This window comes from Gilliamella sp. B3367 (genome assembly GCF_026536825.1).
GTDB classification, from domain to species: domain Bacteria; phylum Pseudomonadota; class Gammaproteobacteria; order Enterobacterales; family Orbaceae; genus Gilliamella; species Gilliamella apicola_E.
Window position 1 is genome coordinate 122,457 of the sequence record NZ_JAFNNJ010000005.1, and the last position, 25,410, is coordinate 147,866.

Here is a 25,410-nt window from a genome sequence, read left to right on the forward strand (position 1 = left end):
AATCATTAATTTTATTTGTTTAAAATTATGATACCTTTTTCTGTAACAACACCCTGAACAATATTACCTGTATTAAGTTTGATATTTATTAATTCACCCAAGGCACCATTGCTTAGTGTTTTGCCATTAGCAGCAATTGAATAACCCTCACCATTAACAATTACTTTTACAGTTTGACCTGCTTTAACATGCCAATTTTTCTGTAACATTGAATTTTTAATTGGCTCACCATTATTAATATTTCTTAAAGCAATATGATTGATAACCTCTGATTTATTCAAAATTACAGCAGGTGGTAATTTATCTAACCGCCCAGATTGCATTTTCACTTGCTGCTCTGTCATTAATGTTCCTGCACTTATCGGCTGATTCGCCATAACATAACTCCCAGTAACAGCAACATAAACTTGAATATATTTAGTGATATTTTCACATTTAGCAGTGATGGTTAAATTACCCCACTGCTTATTTTTATTTAAAATCGCAAATGTTGGTGAATCACAATTTAACTGAGGTTTCAAAGTGAGGTAATCAATAGCAATATTATCAATATTAGTTTCGCTAATTTGTTGATAGATTAGATCGCTAATCTGTTTTTCCATTGAGTTAGCCAAAGCTATTTTTGAGCTACACAACACACCTAAAAGGCTTAGATATTTTATAAACTGAGACATATTTGTTCACAACATTATTGGTAACTAAATTTTACTTTATCAGCTTATTTATTGAATGTTGAAATAAGGGCAATTTTTATCGTTATTTATACGATGATTTTTTTTTGATTTGCTTAAAATTCTCTACATAAAAAAAGATGAGATGATTTTATGCTAAATAAATTAGATACTTTTGTTAACTTTCATCAACAAGCATTAAGTGTTCGTGAAAAACGACAAAATATACTTGCGACCAATATTGCCAATAGTGATACGCCTAATTATCAAGCTAGAGATATTGATTTTAATATTGAATTAAAAAAAGCTATCAATAATCAACATACGCTTAATAATATAAAGCTTAATATAACATCAGCAAAGCATATCCAAACCATCGGCTCAGCAGATTATCAACTTCTGTATCGCATTCCTTATCAATCATCTGCTGATGGTAATACTGTTGAAATGGATCAAGAAAGAACAGCTTTTATGGATAACAGTATCCATTATCAAAGTAATTTAACATTTTTAGGTGAACAATTTAAAAATGTAGTATCCGTATTACAGCAAGGATAACCATTATGAGCTTCTCTATTTTTTCTATCTCTGGTTCTGCATTAATGGCACAAACTCAACGAATGAATGTTAGTGCGAGTAATTTAGCAAATGCTGATAGTGTTACAAGTACTTCAGGTCAAGCTTATCGAGCTAAACAAGTTATTTTCCAAGTCGATGATAACAATTATCCCAATAGCATAGCTGGAGTAAAAGTATCTGAGGTCATCGAAGACCCATCACCAATGAATTTAGTCTATGACCCTAAGCACCCTTTAGCTGATGAGAAAGGTTACATTCAAAAACCTAATGTAGATGTAGTGGCAGAGATGGTCAATACCATTTCAGCATCTCGTAGCTACCAAGCAAATGTGGAAGTCATTAATACCGTAAAAAGCTTAATGCTTAAAACACTTACCTTAGGGCAATAAAGGGGCTTAATTCATGGGTATTTCGAATGTACCAGTTTCAGAATCGTCAAATATGGCTAGTCCACAAGCAGTGAGGAAAGGTTCATCTGATGGTAATTCTAGTCAGGAATTACAAGATAACTTTTTAACATTACTTATTGCCCAAATGAAGAATCAAGATCCAACTAATCCAATGGATAATAGTCAGTTAACCTCGCAATTGGCGCAAATTAATACATTAGCAGGCATTGAACGACTTAATACAACGTTAGGTATGGTTTCAGGCCAGATTGACGATAGTTTATCAGTCAACGCGAGCAATATGATTGGTAAAGGCGTTATGGTTCCTGGTAATAAAATATTAGTCGCAACTTCAGAAATAGATGGTTCAAAAAGTGATAAAGAGACCATTACTACGCCGTTTGGTTTTGAACTTATGCGTGATGCTGATTCAGTTGTTATCACCATAAAAGATGAAAATGGTAATGTTGTACGAGAAGTCGATCTTGGATCCATCCCTGCTGGTGTCAGCTCTTTTACTTGGGATGGAGAACTTAACGATGGAACTTTAGCTCCAGATGGTAGCTACACGTTTTCAGTTAATGCTACTTACGAGGGGCAAAAAGTCACATCAACACCATTAGCTTACTCTGTTGTTTACGGAGTAATTAATAGCAAAGTTAATAATAAAGTATTACTTGATTTAGGGATACTTGGTTCAATTAGTATTGACGAAGTGCGTCAAATTCTTTAAAGGGGAATAAGTTTATATGGGATTTTCTCAAGCAATCAGTGGTATGAATGCCGCTTCTAAACAATTAGATGTTATTGGTAATAATATTGCCAATTCTGCAACAGTTGGCTTTAAAAGTGCTAGTATTTCATTTGCTGATATCTATGCCGGTTCAAAAGTAGGGATGGGTGTTAAAGTTGCTGCTGTTATGCAAAATTTTAATGACGGGACAACAACCTCAACCAACAACAGTTTAGATGTAGCGATTTCAGGTAATGGATTTTTCAGATTAGTTGATAGTAGTGGACAAATCTACTATACCCGTAATGGTCAGTTTCAATTAGATGCTGAACGTAATATCGTATCTGCTGACGGTTTCAACTTGACTGGTTATCTTGCGACAGGTACTCCACCACAAATTCAACAAGGTTCAGCACCAGGCCCATTAAAAATTTCACAAGAAATGTTAAATGCATCAGCAACCAATAAAGCTGCTTTGCAAACAAATCTAAATTCAAATAGTAAAGTTCCTGAAAAACAACCGATTAATGCAACAGATGCTGACACATTCAATTATTCAACCACTATCACCACTTATGATTCATTAGGTAATCAACGTAATGTTCAGCTTTTTTATGTAAAAACAGCAGATAACCAATGGGATGTTCATTACCTTGATAGTAGCGATCCTAATGCAACTCTACAAGCATTAGGAAAAATGGAATTTGATTCATCAGGCAAATTAATCAGCGATCCCGAAATGACTATCAATATTAATGGCATAAATGGATCAGAAGATAATAGCTTTACATTATCACTTGCAAACAGTACGCAACAAAATATGGGTAAAGAAGTCGGTAGCATAAAAACGCCTATCGTAGATGGTTATGCAGCAGGTGATTTAGTTGGTTATAGTATTAACAATGATGGCACTATTTATGGTGTTTATTCCAACCAACAAACCATGTTATTAGGTCAAATTGCCATGGCTGATTTTGCCAATGTTAATGGATTAGAGTCAGCAGGGAATAATAACTGGCGTTCAACACTAAATTCTGGTGGTGAAGTATTAGGCTCAGCCAATACTGGTACTTTTGGATCATTAGCCAGTGGTGCCGTTGAATCATCCAATGTTGATATGAGCCAAGAATTAGTCAATATGATTGTTGCCCAACGTAATTATCAATCTAATTCTCAAACCATTAAGACACAAGATCAAATTCTTAATACATTAGTTAATTTAAGATAATTTAAGGAATATGTATGGATCGCGTTATTTATACTGCCATGTCTGGCGCTAGCCAAACATTAAATCAACAATCCATAACCAGTCATAACTTAGCTAATGTATCAACAGCAGGCTTTCGTGCTCAATTAACGGCAATGAAAGCCGTTCCTATTGTGGGTAATAGTATGCCAACAAGGACCATGGTTGCAGCAACCACGCCTACCTATGATTCAACAATGGGTGCATTTAATTACACTGGGCGAGATTTAGACGTTGCTTTATCTGAAGATGATTGGCTAGCTGTACAATTAGCTGATGGTAGTGAAGCATATACCCGTAATGGTGCGATTCAAATTGATGAAAATGGCACGCTTAATATCCAAGGTCATCCATTACTTGGTGATAATGGCGTATTAACAGTTCCTCAGCGTTCACAAGTTAGTATCAGTGCCGACGGAACTTTATCAGCGTTAGGTGCAGGTGATAAACGCACAACCATTGCTCAAGTTGGAAAAATAAAGAAAGTTCACCTTGAACCTAATGAGTTGGTACGTGGCGATGACGGTTTTTTTCATGCAACAACTGTTAACAATCGTGGTGCAGTATTAATAGATAATCCTAACGCAAAACTGATGTCTGGAGTATTAGAAGGCAGTAATGTTAATCCTGTTACTGCAATGGTGAATTTGATTAGCCATTCTCGTCAATTTGAAATGCAGATGAAGCAAATTACTACAGCAGATGAAAATGCACAAAGAGCCAATCAAATATTATCGTTAACATAATTAAAATAGGAAAAAGCAATGATTAAATCATTATGGATTGCAAAAACTGGGCTAACTGCACAACAAATGAATATGGATATAATTTCCAATAATTTAGCCAACGTTAGTACTGGTGGCTTTAAACGCCAACGTGCTGTTTTTGAAGATCTGTTATATCAAACTATTCGCCAACCTGGCGCTCAATCATCTGAACAAACAACACTACCTTCTGGATTACAAATTGGTACCGGTGTTAGGCCTGTAGCTACCGAACGAATCCATAGCCAAGGAAATTTAGAATTAACTGATAATAGCAGTGATATCGCTATTAATGGACAAGGTTTTTTCCAAGTTCTGATGCCTGATGGAACGCTAGCTTATACTCGAAGTGGTGCTTTTCAAGTTAACCAAAATGGTCAATTAGTTACGGCTGCTGGTTACGAAATTCAACCAACCATCAACATTCCATCAAATGCGATAAAAATGACCGTGGCACGGGATGGTATTGTTAGTGTGACCTTAGCCAATCAATCAACTCAAGTGCAAGTTGGTCAATTAACATTACATACTTTTATTAATGACACTGGGTTAGAAAGTGTTGGGGAAAATCTCTATTTAGAAACCGAAAGCTCTGGTGCTCCAACTGAAAATACACCGGGATTAAATGGTGCTGGATTGCTGTATCAAGGTTATATCGAAACCTCTAACGTAAATGTCGCAGAAGAGTTAGTTAACATGATTCAAGTACAACGTGCTTACGAAATTAACAGTAAAGCAATATCAGCGTCTGACCAAATGTTGCAACGTTTAAATCAGTTATAAAACTATGATAATGAGATATCTTTATATTTTAGTAATGATGTTATTAGTCGGTTGTAGCCAATTACCTAAAAAAGCATTAGTTGAAGGGCAAACCAGTATTGTTCCTCAAATGCCAGAAATTGTTAATTCAAGTGGCTCAATATATCAAGCATCACAACCAAGTAGTTTTGGCTATCAACCAATGTTTGAAGATCGTAGACCTCGCAATATTGGTGATGTATTAACTATTGTATTACAAGAAAATGTGAGTGCGAGCAAAAGTTCATCTATTAATGCTGGCCGTAATGGTGGGGTAAATTTAGGTGTAAAAACTGTTCCTCACTTTTTAGATGGGCTAGTTGGTCGAGGCAAAGTAGATACTGATATCTCAGGCAGTAACGATTTTAAAGGTTCTGGTGGCGCTAATGCAAAAAATACATTTAGTGGAACCATCACCGTCACCGTTCAAGATGTCATGATTAATGGCAATTTAAAAGTAATTGGTGAAAAACAAATTGCAATAAATCAGGGAACAGAATTTATTCGATTTTCAGGCGTTGTTAACCCAAGGACAATAAGTGGTAACAATACCGTTATTTCAACTCAAGTTGCCGATGCTCGCATTGAATATGTAGGTAATGGCTACATTGATGAAGCTCAAACTATGGGTTGGTTACAACGCCTGTTTTTTAATCTTTCACCTTTTTAATGAATCTGATTATGCTTAATAAATTACGAACTTTTATTATTTTAATAATGATAGTGGGCACACCCTATAGTTATGCCGAACGAATAAGGGATTTAGTAACTATTCAAGGCGTGCGTGAAAACGCCTTAGTAGGCTATGGAATTGTTGTTGGGCTAGATGGTACTGGAGACCAAACTTCACAAACACCATTTACCATTCAAAGTATAACCAACATGCTTTCGCAATTAGGTATTACCGTACCATCAGGTAGTAACATGCAATTAAAGAATGTTGCTGCGGTAATGGTTACGGCTAAATTACCATCTTATGCACGAGTTGGGCAACAAATTGATGTTGTTGTCTCTTCATTAGGTAATGCCAAAAGCCTTCGCGGTGGCACATTGATTATGACGCCATTGAAAGGTGCCGACAATCAAGTTTATGCCATTGCTCAAGGTAATCTTTTTGTTGGTGGTATGGGCGCAAGCAGCAAAGGGAGTAGTGTAACAGTTAATCAAATGGCTGGTGCAACTATCCCGAGTGGAGCGACAATTGAGAGGGAATTAACAACCCGCTTAGATGAAAAAAGTTCCATTCACTTACACCTTAACCATTTTGACTTTACCATGGCATCAAAAATCGCTGAAGCAATTAACAAGGTACAAAAAAATATCGCAGTTGCTTTAGATGGTATGACGGTTAAATTGAACATGCCACAAGATAGTCAGGCAAGAGTTAAATTATTATCGAAGATTCAAAACCTACAAATTAGTGCTTCACCAATTTCAGCAAAAGTAGTCATTAATACACGCACTGGCGTGGTGGTGATGAATCAAAAAGTTCAATTAGACAATTGTGCCGTTGCTCATGGTAATTTGTCTGTGGTGGTCAATAACAAATTAAAAGTTAGCCAGCCTAACACTCCGTTAGCCGGAGGACAAACCGTAGTTGTTCCTGATGATGAGGTTAGCATCGAACAAGATGGCGGAGCATTACATAATTTAGCTTCTGGCGCTGATTTAAACCGAGTAATTAGCTCACTTAATTTATTAGGCGCAAATCCAACAGAATTAATGTCGATACTTGAGGCATTAAAAACCGCTGGTTGTTTGCACGCTGCATTAGAAACGATTTAAAGCATAATTATTATGAAAAACCTAGTTAATCAGTCTATTAATCGCTTTGCTTATGATTTTTCGAGCATTGGCCAATTAAGGCGTAACGCTGTTAGTGGATCAAGTGAAAGTGTCAAGCAAGTTGCCGATCAGTTTGAAACACTATTCGTCAATATGATGATGCAATCTATGCGAAAAGCCGTTCCTAATGGTGGATTATTTAATCAATCTGCAATGCAGTTATTTACTTCGATGTTTGATCAGCAAATTGCTCAACAGGCTGCAGGTAAAGGATTAGGTCTTGCCAATATTATTGCCAAACAATTAAATAATCAGCCAAATAGATCTATTACCCCACAATCTCAGGCTAATAATATAGAATTAGCACAATCTTTATTTAGTGATTCAAATTCATCGCCTGCGGCATTAGGTCAAATGCTTTACCAGCAAACGAATAAATTAACTAATACTAACGTCAAACCATTACCACCAGCAGTTAATGATTTTGATAAAGACCATATCACGCAATTTATAGTCGAGTGGTTTGAGCCAGCTAAAAAGGCATCCAAAATGTCAGGTATTCCTTATGAGGTTATCATTGCACAAGCGGCCTTAGAAACAGGTTGGGGTAAAAAGCAGATAAAAACAGCCGACAATCAACCAAGTCACAACTATTTTGGCATAAAAGCGACATCATCATGGAAAGGCAATTCAACTCGGTTAACAACACGAGAATTTTTAAATAACAATATGGTTAAGATTCAAGATGAATTTAGAGTTTATAAAAGTAAACAACATGCATTAGCAGATTATCTTGATTTACTTACCAAAAGCCCACGTTATCGTGCCGTTGTTAACGCACCTGATGCAAGAACCGCAGCCAAAGCACTGCAAGATGCACACTATGCAACCGATCCTAACTATAGCGAAAAGTTAATTCAAATTATTAGTCGAATTGAAGAAATTGCTAGAAATACACCGCAAAAATCAATATCAGGTTTTAGACAAATTGCCTTTAAATAATAACTAAATAAATTAACTAAGTTTTAATGAAGTTAATAAATAGGAGGCATAAGCCTCCTGTTTATTAACGATTTAAATAAGTGATGACAGAAAGTTATTTCATTTGAAATAAGGACATATTTTGCATATTCATAAAAGTATATTGAGCTGCTTGTAAATTCGCCTGTAACATCACATAATCTGCAATGGCTTCATACCAATCAACATCTTCAATTTGGCTAATTTGTGTTTGAAAATCAATGTCCAAGGTTTTACCTAGTGCAGTTAATCGCTCAACTTCCGACAACACATTACCACCTGCAGCCCTAACTGTTGAGATATTTTCAAACGAATTATCAACGCCTTGACTAGCTTTCGATAAACCTTCTCTGAATTGCGTAATCGCATCATGGTCATTATCATCTAACCCGATTTGCAGTACTTCTAATGCATAGTCAATGCTAGCAAAAACATCACTTTCCACAGAACTATTGGCGCCTGACATAAAAATCTGATCACCAGTGAAACTTAATGACACTTCACGCGTATCATCAATAAAAATATTAATCGTTGTAGAACCGCCGACATAATTAACTTTACCTGATTCATCCACAACAAAAGGAGGTGTATCATTTTTATTTCCAGCAAAGATATAATTACCATTTGTGTCTTTAGCATTAGCTAACGAGATTAATTGATCTTTTAATCCTTGTAATTTATTGGCTAAGTCACGTCTATTTTCATCGTTTAACGTCTCATTACCCGCATAAACTAGTGTCTCTTGAATTGATTGGATAACAGTATTCGCTTCTTTTAGTACTGTATCTTGGCGACTTAACGAGTTATTAACACTTTCACGAGCTGATTGATACTGAGTATTTCTTGATTGAGCCTGTTTTAAAATTAATGCTTGCGATGACCCCATAGGATCATCAGAAGGTGATAAGATTTTTTTACCGGTTGCTAAATGCAATCCTGATTTTTGCCATTTACTGTTGGTATTTAAAATACTCGTTAAATTTTTTTGATACATTGCATTAGTACTAACACGCATATTTAAACCCTTCTATTATTTAGCTAAACCTAAAATGGTATCGAATATTGTGGTTGCCGCATCAATAATCTTTGCATTAGCTTGGTAATACTGCATATAAACCTGCATAGAGATATATTCTTCTTCAATATTAACGCCTGATATTGATTGATTTTGCTCATAAATTTCTTGAGTAATATTATGACTAGATTGCGCTGAAATTTTAGCTGTCTGTGTTTCACTTCCCACATAACTAACTAAGGCGTTATAAGCACTATTTAACGTTTTAGTGCCATTAATTAATTTTTCATTTTGGATATCAAGCAATTTAGCTACATTACGATTATCGCCATTACCATTTTCATCATCATTAATACCTGTTGCTAGTTTGTTGACATCCTTAACTAGTAGCTGGAGTGATGATGCTACATCTGCAACAGGTTTAAGTAAGATACTATCACCCGCTACTGGATCACCATTTATTTCAATAGATAACCCATCAAACAACAACTTACCATCTTCAACTTGAGGGGTAATTTGCTTGTTATCAGATAATCTGGTTACGACCCAATCGTTACCATCAAACTCAATTTTATAATCAGATGCTTTGACGTCTGTCACTGAGTTATAGTTAATTTTAGCAGTGGCATTACCTTGATTTTGGGCGTTAGCAATACTAGTTGGGCTATGATAATCAAATAATTTCTGACCTGGTTCGCCATTAATATCAACCCCTGACATGTGTACTTCATTAAATCGTTCTGCTAGATTTAACGCAATCAAACCTAATTGGTTGCGAGCTTCTAGGAGTGGTCCATCACGAAAAGCTAATAATCCATTTAATCGGCCTGATGCGATATTTTGACTTGATAGTTCTTGAGTCGCACCAGAATTATGAGTGTAAATAATTGTATTTAAAGCAGGATCATCTTTAGACGGCTGTACAGATAACTGAGTTGCCGATGACCCTTGCACTAAACTTAAACCATTAGGTAGTGAAATATTGTATTGTCCATTTTGCTCAGTAACAGTGATGCCTATCATCTCGCTTAATTCATTAACCAGTTGATCGCGTTCATCAAGCAATGCATTCGGCTCATGACCACCACTTACTGCCTGTAATCTTGCTATTTTTTGGTTAAGATCAGCAATTTGTTGGGTATAAGAGTTAATGGTATCAACATTATTAACAATTTCAGTATTGATATTGGCAATCTGATTTTTTAAATTCAATTCCGTTTTATTAAACTGACTGACTAACGAGCTAAGATCATTTATTACTGTTTGCTTGGAAGCGGCATCACCCGCATTTGAAGAAAGTTTATTTAAACTTGCAAACAGACTATTTAGTTGCGAGGAAATACTATTATCATTCTCCGCTAATAAATTATCGACTTTTGACAACTCATTGTAATAAGCCTTTATAGAGCCATTTTGTGATTGAGATTGACGTAATTGACCAACCACAAAACTATTATATGCCCGATTAACTGATGATACAGATACACCGTTACCAACAAAACCATAATTATATTTAGTGCCATTTGCTTGTTGCAAAATTTGTTGTTGACGATTGTAACCAACGGTATGCGCATTACTGATATTATTGCTTATAACATTAAGCATATTTTGCGCAGCATTTAATCCACTAATACCGGTATTCATCAATGAATTTGACATAAAAGCTCCTAAATATATTTAGTCAATAATCAAATTATTAACTTAAAGGGTTATTCTTATATCGGATAAAAAAGATAAAACTTTAGTTATTTTTAGAAAATAATTGAAATTTAATTTTTTAACAGGCTTAACCTGTGTAATTCCAATGCTATTTTTCAGATTTAGTTGCTTGTTTTAAAAAATCTATTCCCGTCATTGTATTTTCATCTTCAATATATTTTTGAGCTGACTTATTCAAAATTAAAATACTAATACGGCGATTAGCATCTTTACTATAATTAGGATTGTTTAAACCTACCGTATCAGCTAAACCAATAATTCGAATAATTTTGCTTGAATCTAATCCAGCAGCGATAAGTTCTCGTCTTGACGAATTTGCTCTATCAGCAGATAACTCCCAGTTACTATAACCTCTATCACCTGTTATATATTGACGCTCATCAGTATGCCCTGATAAGGTCATTTTATTGGGTAAATCGTTTATTATTGGTGCTAGAGCGTGAAGAATTTCTTGCATATTAGGATGAATAACTGCACTACCAACATCAAACATTGGTTTATCATCAGTTGCTAAAATCTGAATTCTTAACCCCATTTCAGTTAGTTCAACAATAAGATTAGCCGCTAATTTTTGCAGTCGAGGATCAAGTTCAAACGCCTCATAAATTTTACGAGCAGTTTCGATCAATTGATTTCTTTCAACTATATTGGGATCTATTGGTTGTTCATTTATTATGCTCTGTTGCTCTTCGCCCAAACTTTTACTGACATCATCGCCACCACCAGGAATAGGGCTTTCGCTATCGCTAATATTTTTACCACCATTTTGACCTAGTATTAATGGCGTTCTGAAATATTCGGCAATTCCTTGTAATTCTTGTGGGCTGGATTTGGCTATCAACCACATGACTAAAAAAAGTGCCATCATAGCAGTCATGAAATCTGCATAAGCAATCTTCCACGAACCACCATGATGGCCACCGCCATGCCCTGACTTTTTTTTAGAAATAATTATTCTTACTGGCTTATCTTTCATTATTCATTATTTTCTGTTGGGTTAGCATTTTTATCTTTCACTTCTTGAATATATTTTTCTAATTCAAAGAAAGATGGTCGCTCATGCGAAAAAATAGTTTTTCGACCAAACTCAATACAAATCTGTGGAGCATAATCATGCATACTGGCAATAAGAATAACTTTAGTACATTCTAAAATTTTTACTGTATCAGCATTCTTCTGTCTTAATAAAGCAGCTAGTGGCGAAACAAACCCATAAGCCAGTAAAATTCCTAAAAAGGTTCCAACCATAGCATGTGCAATAAGTTCACCCAACTCGCTAGCAGGCCTATCTGCTTGTGCTAATGTGTTAATCACTCCCATAACCGCAGCCACAATCCCAAAAGCAGGTAACCCATCGCCCACACTAGAAATCGCATCTGCAGGTTTTTCTAATTCATGGGTATACGTCTCAATTTCTTCATTCATTAATGCTTCAATTTCATAAACTTCCATATTTCCGCTAATCATTAAGCGTAAATAATCAGTGATAAAATCGCATATTTGTGGATTGGCAAGAATAAGTGGATACTTTTTAAATAACTCACTCTCTTTTGGATTATCAATATCTTCTTCAATAGATAACCCCCCATTTTGACGTATCTTAGTTAAAATGGTGTACATTAAATTAATTAATGTTAAATAAAGAGTTTTATTATATTTTGATGTTTTAAATAAACTACCTAACGATTTAAGTGTAGCAATTATTGCTTTCTTTTCATTACTTACAATGAAAGCACCAATAGCTGTACCACCAATTATCAAAAACTCTAATGGTTGAAAAAGTACTGCCAAATACCCTCCACTTAGCACATAACCAACTAAAGCAGAAGCGATAACAACAATATATCCTATAATTATTAGCATTGGCTTTCCTTTATCTCTATAAAATGTAACTAAACTTTTTTAATTAATTGCTTATCTAAACCGTTACCTGATTTGCGGTGACTAAGTTGAATGCACTAGGTATTGATAAAACTTGTAAGCATTTTGCTTGGCTTTCTTTATGCGTTTTATTATTTTTTTCGGCCCTTGATGGCGGTTGGCATAAACTGCAAACAAAACTATTATGTGGCTGGTAAGCGTGTGTAATAAATCGCCCTTTACACTCTTTGCAACACGATTGCTGCATAACATTACTTTCAACAAATTTAACTAAAATCCATGCACGAGTTAAGCCTAAAACCGGCTCTTCATCGTGATGAAGGGAACATTGCTCTAAATAAAGTTGATAAGCTTTAACAATTGCATGAACTCCAGATTTAGTACCATGCTTGACTAAAAATCGGTAAGCATTATAAAACATGCTTGAATGAATATTAGGCTCCCAAGTCATAAACCACGTGGTAGAAAAAGGAAGTAAACCTTTAGGTGGTGGGCATCCTTGGATTTCTTTATATAATTTAATCAGCTTTCCACGGCTTAAATTGGTTTCACTTTCCAACATTTGAATTCTAGCGCCGAGTGTAATTAATCGAATAGCTAATTGGACTTCTTTATATTTTTGGATAATGCTTTTGCTACTCATTTTTATCATTTACCTACTTATTAATAGAATCTAAAAGTAAGCTTGATAGAAGGATCCCTGTATGCATCTGCTTTATATCACTAACGCGAGACTCTTCAGTTAATTTTTCCATCATTGCTGAATTTTTAAATCGAAATTGAAACGTTAATTGATTGGTTTCAGATAAAACCAACATTTGAGAAGCACTTAAATTACTCAAAATATCAGCGGTTTTTTCATCAATTCCTAATCGATACATTGCCATCACTTTATCTTTCTCTATCATTCTTTGGCTTAATAAAAGCGTTGAAAGATTTAAATGATGTATACATTTCAAAATATCGTCTTCTTGTATATTTCCCAATTTACTCACCAAAATTTATATTTTTCTCGCATAAAAAAATGCGAAATCAGTAAAAAATATCTTAATTCGTTTTTTTTCACTTAAAGTTACATTTTTAAAAGCAAAAGGTCAATAAAAAAATCATTTCGATTTATTTTCAATTTATTTTTTCATGTTTTACTGTTTTATTCTGTTTTTTATATATTAATTTTACTTTGTATTCGTTTTATTGCTTGGCTATGTAATTGACTTACGCGAGATTCGCTAATATCTAACACTTTTCCAATCTCTTTTAAATTCAACTCTTCTTGATAATAGAGCGCTAAAACCATTTTTTCTTTTTCAGGTAAGTTATCAATTTGTTGAACAATAATATTGCGAATTTCATCATTAATAATAAAAGCAAAAGGATTGTTATCGGAATCAGGCTCAATCAGCGCATCCAAATTATCGCCGAGTTTTTTTTGTATCTCATCGTAAGAACAGATTTGGCTATAATTTGAATCTAATAACACCTTGCGATATTCAGTAAGAGACAATTGCAGATGTGCAGCTATCTGGTGATCATTAGGTGGGACACCTAGAATTTGTTCCAATTCATTAATGGCGTTAGTGACATCTTTAATTTTTTTTCGGGTTTGCCTTGGTAGCCAGTCACGACTACGCAACTCATCTAACATTGCTCCCTTTATTCTAGGAATAGCAAATGTAGTAAAAGTATAACCTTGTGCTGCATCATAACGTTTTATGCATTCTAATAAACCGATATAACCAACTTGTAACAAGTCATCAAGCTCAATCGTCGTTGGTAAACGAACAGCTAATTTCAACGCTTCATTACGAACTAAATAGATATATTGTTGCCAATCGATTTGATTCACTACACCCTGAGAGTTATACAGGTTATCACTCATTTCCTAAACCATTGTAAAAAATGCTAAGGAATATTATGACGATAATTGACTGAGTTAATGGCAAGAATAAAGTATTAAAAAATAGGTAATTAACATTATTAGCAATAATGGTATTAAAAAATACCATTATTACTATAGTATAAAAATTAAAGTAAAATTTTAGAGATATACTTTATTGTAATAAAGACAGTACAGATTGAGGTACTTGGTTAGCTTGTGCTAATACTGAAGTACCTGCTTGTTGTAAAATTTGACCACGAGTCATATTAGATACTTCTTCAGCATAATCTGCATCTTCAATACGGCTACGCGCTGAGCTTAAGTTATTTACTGTATTGTTGATGTTAGTCACAGTTGACTCAAAACGATTTTGTACCGCACCAAGCTCACCACGTAATTCATCAATTTTTGATAATGCAGCATCAAGTGTTTTTAAAGGATCTGCTGTTGGGCTTGAAGAAACATTAAATGAAGCTAAACCGAGTTCAGTACTGTCAATTTTTTTCAAATTGATTTCAATAGTTTCACCATCATTTGCACCCACTTGTATTTTAAGTGTTTTATCAGCAGATAATACTTTAGTACCATTGAAATCAGTTTGTTTAGATACACGGTCTATCTCTTCTAAACGTTGATCAATTTCGTTTTGAATTGATTCTAAATCGCTTTGAGAGTTTGTACCATTTGCCGCTTGAACAGTCAATTCACGAATACGTTGAACGTTGTTATTAATTTCGTTTAATGCACCTTCAGTTGTTTGAGCTAAAGAGATACCGTCATTTGCATTACGTGCAGCTTGAGTTAAACCACGAATATTTGAAGAAAAACGATTAGCGATTGCTTGACCTGCTGCATCATCTTTAGCGCTGTTGATACGCATACCTGATGATAGACGCTCAATTGCAGTTCCAAGAACACTTTGAGAATTATTCAGATTGTTTCTTGCCATTAAAGACATAGTATTGGTATTAATTACCTGTGCCATTTTTATCTCCTTTAATATGATTAGTTAGATCAACGAGATATTGAAAATATTATTCAATACTTTTGCTGATGATTTAGTTATCGGTATTAAAAAAAGAAACTTTAATATTTTTTTAATTTTTATTTTATGTCGTCGAATAAAACCGAATAACTAATTAAGTTTGATAAAACGATCAGAGGTCCTAATACATTTTTATATGTAAATTAATCGGTAAAAAACAGTTGATAGCCTTATTTAATAAAGGCCGCGGCAAAAGTGCCTAACCTCCTATCTATTTAAATAATTGCAATATATTTACTAATAATAGAAATTATATTAGAAAGATCACTACTTAATTTTATTTTTAAATTACGACTGCCATCCTTAAAACCATTTAGAAAAACATTTAGCTTTTAACACTCTGGAATATCAAAGCTCATTGATTAAAAAGATAATTTATAACTCCAGCAGCGATAAGTCACCTACATCTTTTTACAGAGCAAAATTGATATGGATATAACATTGATAACTGAATAAATAACTGGTTTTTGAATAGATAAAATCGCCTAGCAATATATGCATTGCCAAAACCTAATTATTTATTAGTAAAAATATCTAAACTTTTTATTACATCAGTCGATAAAACAAGAGATGAAAGAATTTATAATAGGATAATAAAACATGGCAATGAGTATATTGGGGATTGGTTCTGGTATTGATTTAAATGAAGTATTAGATCAATTAGAAGCGGTAGAAAAAAACCGTCTTACGCCAATAAAAGCACAGCAAAAAACAATTAATAATAAAATAAGCGGTTTTGGCAAATTAAAAAGTGCATTATCAACATTTAATAGCGCAACAGCAAAACTACAAAAAAAAGAGCTGTTCCAAGCTAGAACAGTATCGGGCAATGACAACTACTTTACTACTAACGTAAGTAGCAATGCTCAATTAGGTAATTATGCAGTGAGTGTGCAACAACTTGCAAGCGCACACAGCGTTGCTACTAATACAATAAACGATAAACAAACAGCGTTAGGTAACAATAATGAAACGCGAACAATCACCATCGAACAAGCTAATGGTCAAAAATTAAATGTCACTTTAGGTAAAGATGAAACATCCTTAGAATCAATCGCAAATGCAATTAACCAAGCTAAAGTGGTTAATGAAGATGGTTCAATCAGTGAATCTCCCGTTAATGCAACAATTGTTCGTTCAGGAACCGATAGCTATCAACTGGTTATCACATCTAAAGAAACGGGTGAACAACAAACTATAACTTCAATATCATCCGATGATGAAAAACTCAATTCATTAGTTGGTTTTGATATTAATCAAGCTGATTCATCAGCAATGAGCGAAGTCGCTAAAGCGCAAGATGCTAAATTTAGTTTTAATGGTATTACCGTCAATAGTGCATCAAATACCGTTAAAGATGTCATCCCTGGCGTTGATATCACTTTAAAAGCAGTAACCACCACATCGCAAAATTTAACTATTAACGCAGATAACGAAAAAACCCAAGAGGCACTTAAAGAGTGGGTGGAGGCATTTAATCAATTACAATCAACGATATCAACCTTAACTCAATTTACTGCTAGTGATGCCAATTCAGATGAATTAAATAGTAATAATGGACCACTGGTTGGTGATTCAACACTACGTAATATAGATCAAAGTATCCGATCTATCTTTTCGAAAGGTCAAGCTGGTGAAATCTCTGTATTGGCTCAAATCGGTATCAATATGGATAGTAATGGCAAGCTAATTATTAAAGAAAACGAATTAGAAAAAGCCCTCAAAGAAAACAGTGAAGCAGTCGCCATGCTATTTATTGGTGATGGTGAAACGACAGGCATAGCTAACGAAGTATGTGCCAAAGTGAGTAGCTTCATTGATAGTGATGGCATGATTGATACCGCAACTAACGGCTTAAACTCAACCTTAAAATCATTAGATAAACGCTATGATCAAGTTAACAACTCTATTGACCAAACTATTGAACGTTATCGTGTACAGTTTACTAAATTAGATATCTTGATCAATGAATTAAATGGTATGAGCAATTACTTAACCACACAATTCGAAATGATGGCGAACATGAAAAAATAAGGAATATAAAAATGGGAGTTCAAGCTTATAAGCAAGTTAATTTAGAAACGAGTGTTAATCAGGCTTCGCCACATCAGCTTATTGTTTTATTATTCGAGGGCGCACTTAATGCTATTCGTTTAGCTGAGTTATATATAGAAAAAGGGAATATTGCAGGCAAAGGGCAAGCCATTTCGAAAGCAATTAATATTATAGATAATGGACTTAAGAGTTCACTTGATCTAGAGCAAGGTGGTGAAATTGCCGAAAATTTAGATCAATTATATCAATACATCAGTCAGCAGTTGGTTTTAGCCAATTTACATAATGATAAAGACAAACTGCAAGTCTGTTTTAATTTGCTTGATAACATTGCTCAAGCTTGGCGGGAGATAGCATAGTTATGGGAATATCAGTTTTAAATAATAATTTATTATTAGAACAATATGAAAAGCTTAATTATGTTGTTGAGCAAATGCTAATTAATGCACAAAAAGAAAACTGGGAATCATTAATCAGCTGGCAAGCTCAATACCACCAATTATCTAAAGATATCCAACTAAATGTTACAGATACTATAGCATTACCTCAGCAAGATATTATTCGAATGTATATCAATAATATTTTGGGTTATCAAGAGCAATTAGAACAATTAATACATCTACGGCATGGTGAACTTACCAGACTCATTGGCGAGCAGGTTAATTATCAAACTAAAATAGATAGTTACCAAAAAATTGCCAACCTAGCATAATTCACTAAGTAATCAAAAAGATCGACTAAAAATAATTGAGGAGCGGGGTTTTTTGCATATTAGAATCGCTAAAAACCCCGCTCCTCAAACTTTTTTTATTATTAAATTAAACTTGTTAAGGTTATAAAAGGTGAATAGTAGGCTGACTTTTTAACAATATAGATGAAAACCAATTTTTGATAAGAATTGGCAGCTAATGAATGACGATTTTTAAACAAATAGAATCATTAATAAATTAAACATTCATATTCATGATTTCTTGATACGCTGCTACTAACTTATTTCTAACTTGCACGCCAAATTGCAATGAAACCGAAGACTTTTGCATATTAACCATTACTTCATTTAATGAAACATTAGGTTCACCCATCTCAAACGCTTTAGCTTGCTTACTTGCCTCAATTTGAGTTTGGCTAATTTTATCTAATGCCATTTTTAATTCAGCAACAAAATTTTGCTCTTTACTTACCTGTTGATTCGAAGAAAAATCCAATTTAGTTGCCGGATTAAAAGCCTCGATACTGTTCATCATATTAATTATATTCATCTTAATAAAATTACCGCTTAAATTATCACAAAGATAACAATCTAAAAGCGATAACTAAAGGGTAAAGCATGTGCTTTTTTAGCTATTGATTTTTATAAATACACAGATAATAGACCCTAGAATTAATCTAACCTGTTTAGAATTAGGATACATATGGATAGCCAGTCAGTAGGTAACAAAGGCGAATCAATATTGAATAAGTTACCATTTATCAATCAATTAAAACAAAATCGAAAAATGCTGCTCCTTATTGTAGGAGTGATCGTAATAGCTATAAGTAGTATCACCTATTTATGGCTTAAGAGTGATGCTTACGGTGTGCTATTTAGTAATTTGAATGATAAAGATGGCGGTGAAATCATTAGCCAACTTGATAAAATGAATATTCCTTATAAGTTTTCATCATCCGGTACAACGATCTTAATTCCCGAAAATAAAATTTATGATACTCGCCTACGAATTGCTCAACAAGGTTTACCTAAAGGCGGTGCTATCGGTTTTGAACTACTCGATAAAGAAAGCTTTGGAATGAGCCAGTTCAATGAACAAATCAATTATCAACGAGCATTAGAAGGCGAATTATCCAGAACAATTTCAATCATTAGTAGTGTTGATGATGCCAGAGTGCATTTGGCTATGCCAAAACCCTCTTTATTTGTTAGAGAAAGAAAATTCCCTTCTGCATCAGTCGCATTAACTTTATTACCGGGTCGCTCGCTATCTCAAGGTCAAATTGACGCTATTATCCACTTAATTTCAAGTAGTGTGCCGGAATTACAAGCGGATAAAGTCACTATCATCGATCAAAACGGTAATTTATTGACTGGAGAAAAATACCGCGATACTAACGTTAATGTTGCCCAATTAGAATATAGTGAACGAATCGAAAATTTGGTGCGTGAACGCGTAGAAAAAATCATTATACCGATTTTAGGTAAACAAAATGTTAAAGTTCAAGTTAATGCTGACATTGACTTTAGCCGTCAGGAATCAACATCCGAAATCTATGATCCTAATAGCGATGTTAACAATCAAACCATTCGCAGTAAGCAGCAAGTTGAAAACCGTCAATTAGCATCAAGCAATGCTATTGGTGGTGTACCAGGGGCTTTATCTAACCAACCAGTACCAACACCAAGTGCACCAATTGATGGAGAGAATGAAGTAAAAGATAAAGACGACAAGCAAAAAATGTATCATTTACAATCCAATAATACGTTGAACTTTGAAGTTAATCGTCAAATTATTCATAGCAAAATTCCTGAAGGTCGTATCAAGCGCTTATCTGTCGCGGTTCTAGTTAATTACAAATTTGCGACAATCAATGAAGTTGCATCGTCAAATGAAGAAAATCAAAAAAATGAAGCGGTCGAAAAATGGGTAAAACTCGATAAAGAAGAGCTTACTCATATTGAGGCGCTAGCACGTCAAGCTATGGGATTTTCAGACTTGCGCGGTGATTCATTAACGGTGGCAAATTTGAAATTTACAGATCAAATAGATGATGAAAATGACGCCATCACCTTTTTACAAAAACATGAAGTTTACAACATGCTGAAAACGGCAATTAAATATCTAATTTATATATTAATAATATGGTATGCATGGCGAAAAGTACTGCGTTCGGTATGGATTAAGATTCAAAGACAATACCTCAATACGGATAAATCTGACGGCACGATGGGCGCTGAAGATAAGCTTGATTATAAAGCACACAGTAAACTGCAACAGAAAATTTTTGAAGATAATATGCAACAACAGCAATACATCCGAAAAATTGTCGAAAAAGATCCTCGTGTAATGGCTCTCATTATTCGTGGTTGGATGAACAAGAAGGACACCGAGTAATGAATTTAAGTGAATCTCAAAAAGCAGCGACAATTTTAATGATTTTAGGTGAAGAATTAGCTGCAAAAGTAATGCAATTTTTAGACCATAAAGAGGTACAACAAATTAGTAGTGCCATGATGGGATTACCACAATTAACCCAAGAACAACTCAAAAATATTCTTAATGATTGTCAAACCACACTTGATGATTGTGCCGTATTAAATACCGATACTAATGGCTATCTACGAAAAGTTCTCGAAAAATCAATTGGTAGTGATAAAGCCAGCCGTCTACTTGATGAACTGTTAGATACCGATATTGAAGATACTACCGATGGCTTAAAAATGCTTAACTTTGTTGATGCGGCCAGAGCTGTTGATTTGGTTAAGAAAGAGCATCCACAAATTATCGCCACAATTTTAGTTCACTTAAATCGTGACTTAGCTGCTGAGATATTAAATCTATTTGATGATGATCTGCGTAATGATGTAATGCTACGTATTGCAACCTTCGGTGGAGTAGAGCCTTCAGCGTTAGAAGTTTTATCAACATCGTTATCAACTTTACTACATGGACAAAATATTAAACTTAATAATATGGGTGGTATCCGCACCGCAGCAGAAATCATCAACCTGATGAAATCACAACAAGAAGAATTGGTTATCAATGCATTACGTGATTATGACAATGAGTTAGCTCAAAAAATCATTGATGAAATGTTCTTATTCGAAAATCTGGTTGATGTGGATGATAGAAGTATCCAACGTCTACTCAAAGATGTGGATAATGAAACCTTAATTATTGCCCTGAAAGGTGCGACAGAACCATTACGGGAAAAATTATTATCGAATATGTCGCAACGTGCTGCATCTATATTACGTGAAGATTTAGAAAACAGACCACCAGTGCGCTTGTCACAAGTTGAAACCGAACAGAAGAAAATTTTGGTTATTGCTCGTCGTTTAGCTGAAACTGGTGAGATGATCTTAAGTAGCGGTGATGATGAATATGTATAATCAAGCTAGTACCTTAACTTGGAAACCATTACACTTTCAAGATTTAGCAGAATCATCACCACTTATACCAGAAACCGATGAGCTAGAAGAGAGTGAACCAGAACTTGAAATAGTCGATGAGGCCGATACCAATTTTATTGATATTAATAGCCCTGAAATAACGCTAGAACTTGAAAATATCAAACAACAAGCACAAGAAGAAGCCTATCAAGAAGGCTTTAATCTAGGTAAAGAAGAAGGTTTCAATATTGGTAAACAAACAGGGTATGAGGAAGGGTTAACAATAGGCCAACAAGAAGGGCTGGAGAAAATAGAACAACAGATAAACGAAGAAAAATTAAATACTGTTGAATCCATCAAAAATCTAGCAATTCATTTTCAGCAGTCACTTAATCAAATTGATGAAAAAATTGTACCAAAGCTATTTGATCTCGCTTTACTTGCCGCTGAAAAAACTGTTGGTTCGTTATCCAAAGTAAAACAAAAGCAATTAATGCATTCGATCAAGTCATTAATTGAACAAAATACAATTACACCGATTGTGGTTCGAATCAATCCGAATGATTTTTTATGGCTAGAGCCACTGCTAGATGATCAACTAAAAAACGAATGGCAATTTATTGCCGATGCAAATATAGAATTAGGTGGCTGCAAAATATTTACTGAAACAAATGAGATCGACGCAAGTATAACCAATCACTGGCAAATTATTTCAGACACAGTGCATGGAGATGAGCGTTAAGGTGAGCTTTTGTACGCAATGGGCAACTAAAATTGATAGTGCTAAACAGAAATTAGAGTCTGCATCTTTAATTCGTCAATATGGTCGATTGGTTAAAGCGTCTGGTCTTGTTCTAGAAGCTATTGGTTTAAAACTACCATTAGGGTCCAACTGTTTTGTTGAACGACAATTAGATGGAAAAATCCAAGCCGTTGAGTGTGAAGTAATTGGTTTTAAGGGAAAAACACTATACCTCATGCCGTTTGAATCAACAGACGGTATATTACTCGATGCAAGAGTTTATACATCACAATATGATTTAACACATTTTAGCCACAAAGTTTTACCAATTGGTATGGGGTTATTAGGCCGAGTTGTCGATGCAATGGGAAAACCTCTCGATGGCAAACCATTACCTGAAGATATCGAATATGAAGGATTAATTAATAAAACACTAAATCCGCTAACCCGAACACCAATTCATCAAGTTCTCGATGTTGGCATTCGTGCAATCAATGCATTATTAACCGTTGGTCAAGGTCAGCGAATGGGGCTTTTTGCAGGTTCAGGCGTTGGTAAAAGTGTTTTACTTGGCATGATGGCAAGATACACCAAAGCCGATATTATTGTGGTTGGTTTAATCGGTGAGCGAGGTCGAGAAGTAAAAGATTTTATTGAAAATATTTTAGGTAAAGAGGGCTTAGCTCGATCTGTTGTTGTTGCCGCGCCTGCTGATGTATCGCCATTATTACGTCTACAAGGTGCAGCCTACGCGACTAAAATTGCTGAAAAATTTCGTGACCAAGGATTTAATGTATTACTCATTATGGATTCATTAACACGATACGCCATGGCACAACGTGAAATAGCCTTAGCGATCGGTGAACCACCAGCGACTAAAGGATATCCTCCTTCAGTATTTGCAAAATTACCAGCATTAGTTGAAAGAGCCGGTAATGACGCAGAAGGCAAAGGCGCTATTACCGCTTTTTATACCGTGCTAACCGAAGGTGATGACCAGCAAGATCCTATCGCTGACTCAGCTAGAGCAATTCTCGACGGACATATTGTTTTATCCCGTTCTCTTGCCGAATCAGGTCATTATCCAGCTATTGATATTGAAGCATCAATAAGTCGCGTGATGACAGAACTAACCAAAGACGAAAAAAAATCACGGTTATTTAAGCAATTATTTTCAAGTTTCCAACGAAATCGTGACTTAATAAATGTTGGCGCTTATGTAGCAGGAACCGATCCTTTATTAGATAAGGCAATAACGCTTTTTCCTGCTATGCAACAATTTTTACAACAAGGAATTTATGAACATTGTAGTTATCAAGACGCTTATCAACAGTTAGCAAGAATTGTTGATTCAAACTTAGGAAAGAACAATGGCCAATCAATATAATGGTAAATTTGCCTTTTTAACATTAAAAAAGTTAGCTGAAAAATCAGTCGACGACAAATTGATTAAATTAAAAAATGCGCATGATAATAAGCGTAATGCTCAATCACAACTAAATGTATTAAATGATTACTATAATGAGTACCAACAGCGCTTGAATAAAGCATTATCAGTTGGCATTACGGGATCAGAACTGAACAATTTTAATGCTTTTATTACTGCTATTGAGCAAGGGATCACACAACAAAAAAAGTTATTGTTAACTTTAGAAATTAAACAAAAACAGATCACCAATGAGCTAAATCAATCACAAAAAAGTCTCAATACTTACACCACATTATTGGATAAACAAGATAAAAAACGACTGCTACAGCAAAGCCGTTTACAACAAAAATTAACCGATGAATTTGCACAGCAGCAGTTAGCAAGGAGAATGTTGAATGAATATTAATCAATTTAGTGATATCCCATTAATATCACCTATAGAATTGAATGAAGTATCAATTATTGAAGACGATTTTTTTCAGCTTTTATTACAGTTTAATGAAAAACAAGGCGAAAATAATAGCCTAGCCAAAGCTAATATTCTCGAGAGCAAACTCGATCATCAATTAGATGATCAAGAAGAGGAAGATAGTGATGAATTATTCACACTATTTCCACTAACTTTGCAAGTCGATGAAGAGCCTATAATTAATAATGAGCATAATCATACTGAACAGCCAGCAATACGTGAATTAAAAATTAATACTACAGCTAATGATATACTTTTAAAGGCACCAGTTTCTGATGATATCAATGTAGATGAAAAAGCAGCAGAAATACTCACTATTATTAATAGTAGTGAACAAGTGATCATTAAAGCAAATGAACAAACAAGCTTGCTAACGAATGATGAACATAATATATCAACCAATATAAATTCAGTTAAAACCTCAAATCAACCATTACCAACTCTTACTAATACTCAAAATAATAATATCGATTTACCTATCACCAATTTTGATATTAACCACTTTGAACAAGAACCTACATTACTAGTCCATAGCCCAAATCAATTAACCACATCAACACCATTAATTGAAAGTCAAAAAACGTTAAATATAAATTTGCCTATGCCAATGGATATTACTGAATGGCAAAAAACATTAAACGAAAAAATTAGTCTCGTTTGTCGTCAAGGTATCCAAAATGCGGAAATCAAATTACACCCTGAAGAATTGGGTTCGCTGCATATTAAATTGGCAATAGTTGATGACAAAATGAATCTTCACATGGCTGTTGCACATAATATGGTTAAAAGCGTGTTAGAATCAGCTTTACCGCAATTAAGAACTTCATTGGAAGAACAAGGTATTATGTTAGAGCAGACCGATATTAGTGATTTTTCAATGATGAATGACTCCTCATCACCTTATAAACAAGAGTTTGAAATAGAGCAATTAATGGGCGATAAAAATCAAACACTTCATGAACTTGATCATCCATCAAACATTGTTCAATCAGGATTAAGTATTTTTGCCTAAATAATAGTATTTAAAACAGTACTATGTTTTGATAGCTAGAGATTAAAAAGGTTGAATAGGTCATATTTTTA

28 protein-coding genes are annotated in these 25,410 nt (G+C 34.4%); 18 read left to right on the plus strand and 10 right to left on the minus strand.

The genetic code is table 11. The features are described from left to right. Nucleotides 1-11: 11 nt before the first annotated feature. On the minus strand, nt 12-674 hold the full coding sequence (gene flgA, locus J3U23_RS08780; protein WP_267339051.1) for a flagellar basal body P-ring formation chaperone FlgA: 663 nt from the start codon (nt 672-674) through the stop codon (nt 12-14). 150 nt (nt 675-824) lie between these two features. Here flgA and flgB point away from each other — a divergent pair, with 150 nt between their 5' ends. Genes flgB through flgJ form a run of 9 tightly spaced genes read left to right on the plus strand, consistent with a single transcriptional unit; the run spans nt 825 to nt 7,970 of the window. Further along, the gene (gene flgB, locus J3U23_RS08785; protein ID WP_267339052.1) at nt 825-1,229 is read left to right on the plus strand and encodes a flagellar basal body rod protein FlgB; all 405 of its coding nucleotides are present in this window, start codon (nt 825-827) and stop codon (nt 1,227-1,229) included. 2 nt (nt 1,230-1,231) lie between these two features. Beyond that, a complete protein-coding gene (flgC, locus tag J3U23_RS08790; protein WP_141673923.1) occupies nt 1,232-1,639 on the plus strand; it encodes a flagellar basal body rod protein FlgC in 408 nt (135 codons plus the stop codon). A 52-nt stretch (nt 1,640-1,691) separates the two neighbouring features. Continuing rightward, nucleotides 1,692-2,372 carry a flagellar hook assembly protein FlgD gene (flgD, locus tag J3U23_RS08795; RefSeq protein WP_370632648.1) on the plus strand — a complete coding sequence of 227 codons (681 nt, stop codon included), beginning with the start codon at nt 1,692-1,694 and terminating at the stop codon, nt 2,370-2,372. A gap of 16 nt (nt 2,373-2,388) precedes the next feature. Beyond that, nucleotides 2,389-3,600, plus strand: coding sequence for a flagellar hook protein FlgE (gene flgE, locus J3U23_RS08800; protein WP_065562525.1), 1,212 nt, complete (start codon nt 2,389-2,391; stop codon nt 3,598-3,600). A gap of 14 nt (nt 3,601-3,614) precedes the next feature. After that, nucleotides 3,615-4,364 carry a flagellar basal body rod protein FlgF gene (locus J3U23_RS08805; protein WP_267339053.1) on the plus strand — a complete coding sequence of 250 codons (750 nt, stop codon included), beginning with the start codon at nt 3,615-3,617 and terminating at the stop codon, nt 4,362-4,364. A gap of 18 nt (nt 4,365-4,382) precedes the next feature. Next, entirely contained in the window at nt 4,383-5,165 is a 783-nt protein-coding gene (gene flgG, locus J3U23_RS08810) for a flagellar basal-body rod protein FlgG (protein WP_065562527.1), read from the plus strand. 10 nt (nt 5,166-5,175) lie between these two features. After that, a complete protein-coding gene (locus J3U23_RS08815) occupies nt 5,176-5,853 on the plus strand; it encodes a flagellar basal body L-ring protein FlgH (protein WP_081299484.1) in 678 nt (225 codons plus the stop codon). 11 nt (nt 5,854-5,864) lie between these two features. Next, the gene (locus J3U23_RS08820) at nt 5,865-6,968 is read left to right on the plus strand and encodes a flagellar basal body P-ring protein FlgI (RefSeq protein WP_267337176.1); all 1,104 of its coding nucleotides are present in this window, start codon (nt 5,865-5,867) and stop codon (nt 6,966-6,968) included. Nucleotides 6,969-6,980: 12 nt separating this feature from the next. Beyond that, nucleotides 6,981-7,970: a flagellar assembly peptidoglycan hydrolase FlgJ gene (flgJ, locus tag J3U23_RS08825; RefSeq protein WP_065733618.1), complete on the plus strand. Its 990-nt coding sequence runs from the start codon at nt 6,981-6,983 to the stop codon at nt 7,968-7,970. A 94-nt stretch (nt 7,971-8,064) separates the two neighbouring features. Here flgJ and flgL read toward each other — a convergent pair whose 3' ends face one another. The 8 genes from flgL to J3U23_RS08865 form a co-directional block, all read right to left on the minus strand. Then, nucleotides 8,065-9,003: a flagellar hook-associated protein FlgL gene (gene flgL, locus J3U23_RS08830; RefSeq protein WP_267339054.1), complete on the minus strand. Its 939-nt coding sequence runs from the start codon at nt 9,001-9,003 to the stop codon at nt 8,065-8,067. A gap of 15 nt (nt 9,004-9,018) precedes the next feature. Continuing rightward, nucleotides 9,019-10,662: a flagellar hook-associated protein FlgK gene (flgK, locus tag J3U23_RS08835; RefSeq protein WP_267337174.1), complete on the minus strand. Its 1,644-nt coding sequence runs from the start codon at nt 10,660-10,662 to the stop codon at nt 9,019-9,021. A gap of 148 nt (nt 10,663-10,810) precedes the next feature. Next, nucleotides 10,811-11,698, minus strand: a complete 888-nt coding sequence (gene motB, locus J3U23_RS08840; protein WP_065733615.1) for a flagellar motor protein MotB — start codon at nt 11,696-11,698, stop codon at nt 10,811-10,813. Beyond that, a complete protein-coding gene (gene motA / locus J3U23_RS08845) occupies nt 11,698-12,585 on the minus strand; it encodes a flagellar motor stator protein MotA (protein WP_065733614.1) in 888 nt (295 codons plus the stop codon). Before motA ends, motB begins: the two co-directional genes overlap by 1 nt. A gap of 55 nt (nt 12,586-12,640) precedes the next feature. Next, the gene (gene flhC, locus J3U23_RS08850; protein WP_081299485.1) at nt 12,641-13,246 is read right to left on the minus strand and encodes a flagellar transcriptional regulator FlhC; all 606 of its coding nucleotides are present in this window, start codon (nt 13,244-13,246) and stop codon (nt 12,641-12,643) included. 13 nt (nt 13,247-13,259) lie between these two features. After that, nucleotides 13,260-13,580, minus strand: coding sequence for a flagellar transcriptional regulator FlhD (gene flhD, locus J3U23_RS08855; RefSeq protein WP_141673924.1), 321 nt, complete (start codon nt 13,578-13,580; stop codon nt 13,260-13,262). A gap of 185 nt (nt 13,581-13,765) precedes the next feature. After that, a complete protein-coding gene (locus J3U23_RS08860; RefSeq protein WP_065562536.1) occupies nt 13,766-14,482 on the minus strand; it encodes an RNA polymerase sigma factor FliA in 717 nt (238 codons plus the stop codon). Between the two features lie 172 nt (nt 14,483-14,654). Then, nucleotides 14,655-15,467, minus strand: a complete 813-nt coding sequence (locus tag J3U23_RS08865; protein WP_065562537.1) for a flagellin — start codon at nt 15,465-15,467, stop codon at nt 14,655-14,657. A gap of 660 nt (nt 15,468-16,127) precedes the next feature. Between J3U23_RS08865 and fliD the strand changes: the two genes are divergently transcribed. The 3 genes from fliD to fliT are packed head-to-tail and all read left to right on the plus strand — an operon-like array spanning nt 16,128 to nt 18,294. After that, on the plus strand, nt 16,128-17,561 hold the full coding sequence (gene fliD, locus J3U23_RS08870) for a flagellar filament capping protein FliD (RefSeq protein WP_220225471.1): 1,434 nt from the start codon (nt 16,128-16,130) through the stop codon (nt 17,559-17,561). 11 nt (nt 17,562-17,572) lie between these two features. After that, on the plus strand, nt 17,573-17,941 hold the full coding sequence (gene fliS, locus J3U23_RS08875; RefSeq protein WP_065561862.1) for a flagellar export chaperone FliS: 369 nt from the start codon (nt 17,573-17,575) through the stop codon (nt 17,939-17,941). Nucleotides 17,942-17,943: 2 nt separating this feature from the next. Next, nucleotides 17,944-18,294, plus strand: a complete 351-nt coding sequence (gene fliT / locus J3U23_RS08880) for a flagellar protein FliT (protein ID WP_065733612.1) — start codon at nt 17,944-17,946, stop codon at nt 18,292-18,294. A gap of 235 nt (nt 18,295-18,529) precedes the next feature. Here fliT and fliE read toward each other — a convergent pair whose 3' ends face one another. Further along, nucleotides 18,530-18,841, minus strand: coding sequence for a flagellar hook-basal body complex protein FliE (fliE, locus tag J3U23_RS08885; protein ID WP_065561864.1), 312 nt, complete (start codon nt 18,839-18,841; stop codon nt 18,530-18,532). 153 nt (nt 18,842-18,994) lie between these two features. Here fliE and fliF point away from each other — a divergent pair, with 153 nt between their 5' ends. From fliF to J3U23_RS08915, 6 genes are read left to right on the plus strand one after another with little or no spacing between them, the layout of a single operon-like run. Continuing rightward, nucleotides 18,995-20,689, plus strand: a complete 1,695-nt coding sequence (gene fliF / locus J3U23_RS08890) for a flagellar basal-body MS-ring/collar protein FliF (protein ID WP_267339055.1) — start codon at nt 18,995-18,997, stop codon at nt 20,687-20,689. Then, nucleotides 20,689-21,687 (plus strand): flagellar motor switch protein FliG, encoded by a 999-nt coding sequence (gene fliG / locus J3U23_RS08895; protein WP_065733610.1) that lies wholly within the window; start codon nt 20,689-20,691, stop codon nt 21,685-21,687. The genes fliF and fliG overlap by 1 nt, the downstream gene beginning before the upstream one ends. Further along, the gene (locus J3U23_RS08900; RefSeq protein ID WP_267339057.1) at nt 21,680-22,429 is read left to right on the plus strand and encodes a FliH/SctL family protein; all 750 of its coding nucleotides are present in this window, start codon (nt 21,680-21,682) and stop codon (nt 22,427-22,429) included. Before fliG ends, J3U23_RS08900 begins: the two co-directional genes overlap by 8 nt. Continuing rightward, a complete protein-coding gene (fliI, locus tag J3U23_RS08905) occupies nt 22,419-23,816 on the plus strand; it encodes a flagellar protein export ATPase FliI (RefSeq protein ID WP_416380098.1) in 1,398 nt (465 codons plus the stop codon). The genes J3U23_RS08900 and fliI overlap by 11 nt, the downstream gene beginning before the upstream one ends. After that, nucleotides 23,800-24,264 (plus strand): flagellar export protein FliJ, encoded by a 465-nt coding sequence (fliJ, locus tag J3U23_RS08910; protein ID WP_220225476.1) that lies wholly within the window; start codon nt 23,800-23,802, stop codon nt 24,262-24,264. The genes fliI and fliJ overlap by 17 nt, the downstream gene beginning before the upstream one ends. Beyond that, a complete protein-coding gene (locus J3U23_RS08915) occupies nt 24,254-25,339 on the plus strand; it encodes a flagellar hook-length control protein FliK (RefSeq protein WP_267339059.1) in 1,086 nt (361 codons plus the stop codon). The genes fliJ and J3U23_RS08915 overlap by 11 nt, the downstream gene beginning before the upstream one ends. Nucleotides 25,340-25,410 lie beyond the last annotated feature (71 nt).

Coding starts and splice junctions, on each gene's coding strand:
- fliG (WP_065733610.1), top strand. CDS start 20,689: ATGAATTTAAGTGAATCTCAAAAAGCAGCGACAATTTTAATGATTTTA.
- flgK (WP_267337174.1), bottom strand. CDS start 10,662: ATGTCAAATTCATTGATGAATACCGGTATTAGTGGATTAAATGCTGCG.
- flgG (WP_065562527.1), top strand. CDS start 4,383: ATGATTAAATCATTATGGATTGCAAAAACTGGGCTAACTGCACAACAA.
- flhC (WP_081299485.1), bottom strand. CDS start 13,246: ATGAGTAGCAAAAGCATTATCCAAAAATATAAAGAAGTCCAATTAGCT.
- flgD (WP_370632648.1), top strand. CDS start 1,692: ATGGCTAGTCCACAAGCAGTGAGGAAAGGTTCATCTGATGGTAATTCT.
- J3U23_RS08805 (WP_267339053.1), top strand. CDS start 3,615: ATGGATCGCGTTATTTATACTGCCATGTCTGGCGCTAGCCAAACATTA.
- fliD (WP_220225471.1), top strand. CDS start 16,128: ATGGCAATGAGTATATTGGGGATTGGTTCTGGTATTGATTTAAATGAA.
- fliT (WP_065733612.1), top strand. CDS start 17,944: ATGGGAATATCAGTTTTAAATAATAATTTATTATTAGAACAATATGAA.
- flgE (WP_065562525.1), top strand. CDS start 2,389: ATGGGATTTTCTCAAGCAATCAGTGGTATGAATGCCGCTTCTAAACAA.
- flgJ (WP_065733618.1), top strand. CDS start 6,981: ATGAAAAACCTAGTTAATCAGTCTATTAATCGCTTTGCTTATGATTTT.
- flgL (WP_267339054.1), bottom strand. CDS start 9,003: ATGCGTGTTAGTACTAATGCAATGTATCAAAAAAATTTAACGAGTATT.
- flgB (WP_267339052.1), top strand. CDS start 825: ATGCTAAATAAATTAGATACTTTTGTTAACTTTCATCAACAAGCATTA.
- fliJ (WP_220225476.1), top strand. CDS start 23,800: ATGGCCAATCAATATAATGGTAAATTTGCCTTTTTAACATTAAAAAAG.
- J3U23_RS08900 (WP_267339057.1), top strand. CDS start 21,680: ATGTATAATCAAGCTAGTACCTTAACTTGGAAACCATTACACTTTCAA.
- J3U23_RS08865 (WP_065562537.1), bottom strand. CDS start 15,467: ATGGCACAGGTAATTAATACCAATACTATGTCTTTAATGGCAAGAAAC.
- motA (WP_065733614.1), bottom strand. CDS start 12,585: ATGCTAATAATTATAGGATATATTGTTGTTATCGCTTCTGCTTTAGTT.
- fliF (WP_267339055.1), top strand. CDS start 18,995: ATGGATAGCCAGTCAGTAGGTAACAAAGGCGAATCAATATTGAATAAG.
- J3U23_RS08915 (WP_267339059.1), top strand. CDS start 24,254: ATGAATATTAATCAATTTAGTGATATCCCATTAATATCACCTATAGAA.
- fliE (WP_065561864.1), bottom strand. CDS start 18,841: ATGAATATAATTAATATGATGAACAGTATCGAGGCTTTTAATCCGGCA.
- motB (WP_065733615.1), bottom strand. CDS start 11,698: ATGAAAGATAAGCCAGTAAGAATAATTATTTCTAAAAAAAAGTCAGGG.
- J3U23_RS08820 (WP_267337176.1), top strand. CDS start 5,865: ATGCTTAATAAATTACGAACTTTTATTATTTTAATAATGATAGTGGGC.
- fliS (WP_065561862.1), top strand. CDS start 17,573: ATGGGAGTTCAAGCTTATAAGCAAGTTAATTTAGAAACGAGTGTTAAT.
- flgA (WP_267339051.1), bottom strand. CDS start 674: ATGTCTCAGTTTATAAAATATCTAAGCCTTTTAGGTGTGTTGTGTAGC.
- J3U23_RS08860 (WP_065562536.1), bottom strand. CDS start 14,482: ATGAGTGATAACCTGTATAACTCTCAGGGTGTAGTGAATCAAATCGAT.
- fliI (WP_416380098.1), top strand. CDS start 22,419: ATGAGCGTTAAGGTGAGCTTTTGTACGCAATGGGCAACTAAAATTGAT.
- J3U23_RS08815 (WP_081299484.1), top strand. CDS start 5,176: ATGAGATATCTTTATATTTTAGTAATGATGTTATTAGTCGGTTGTAGC.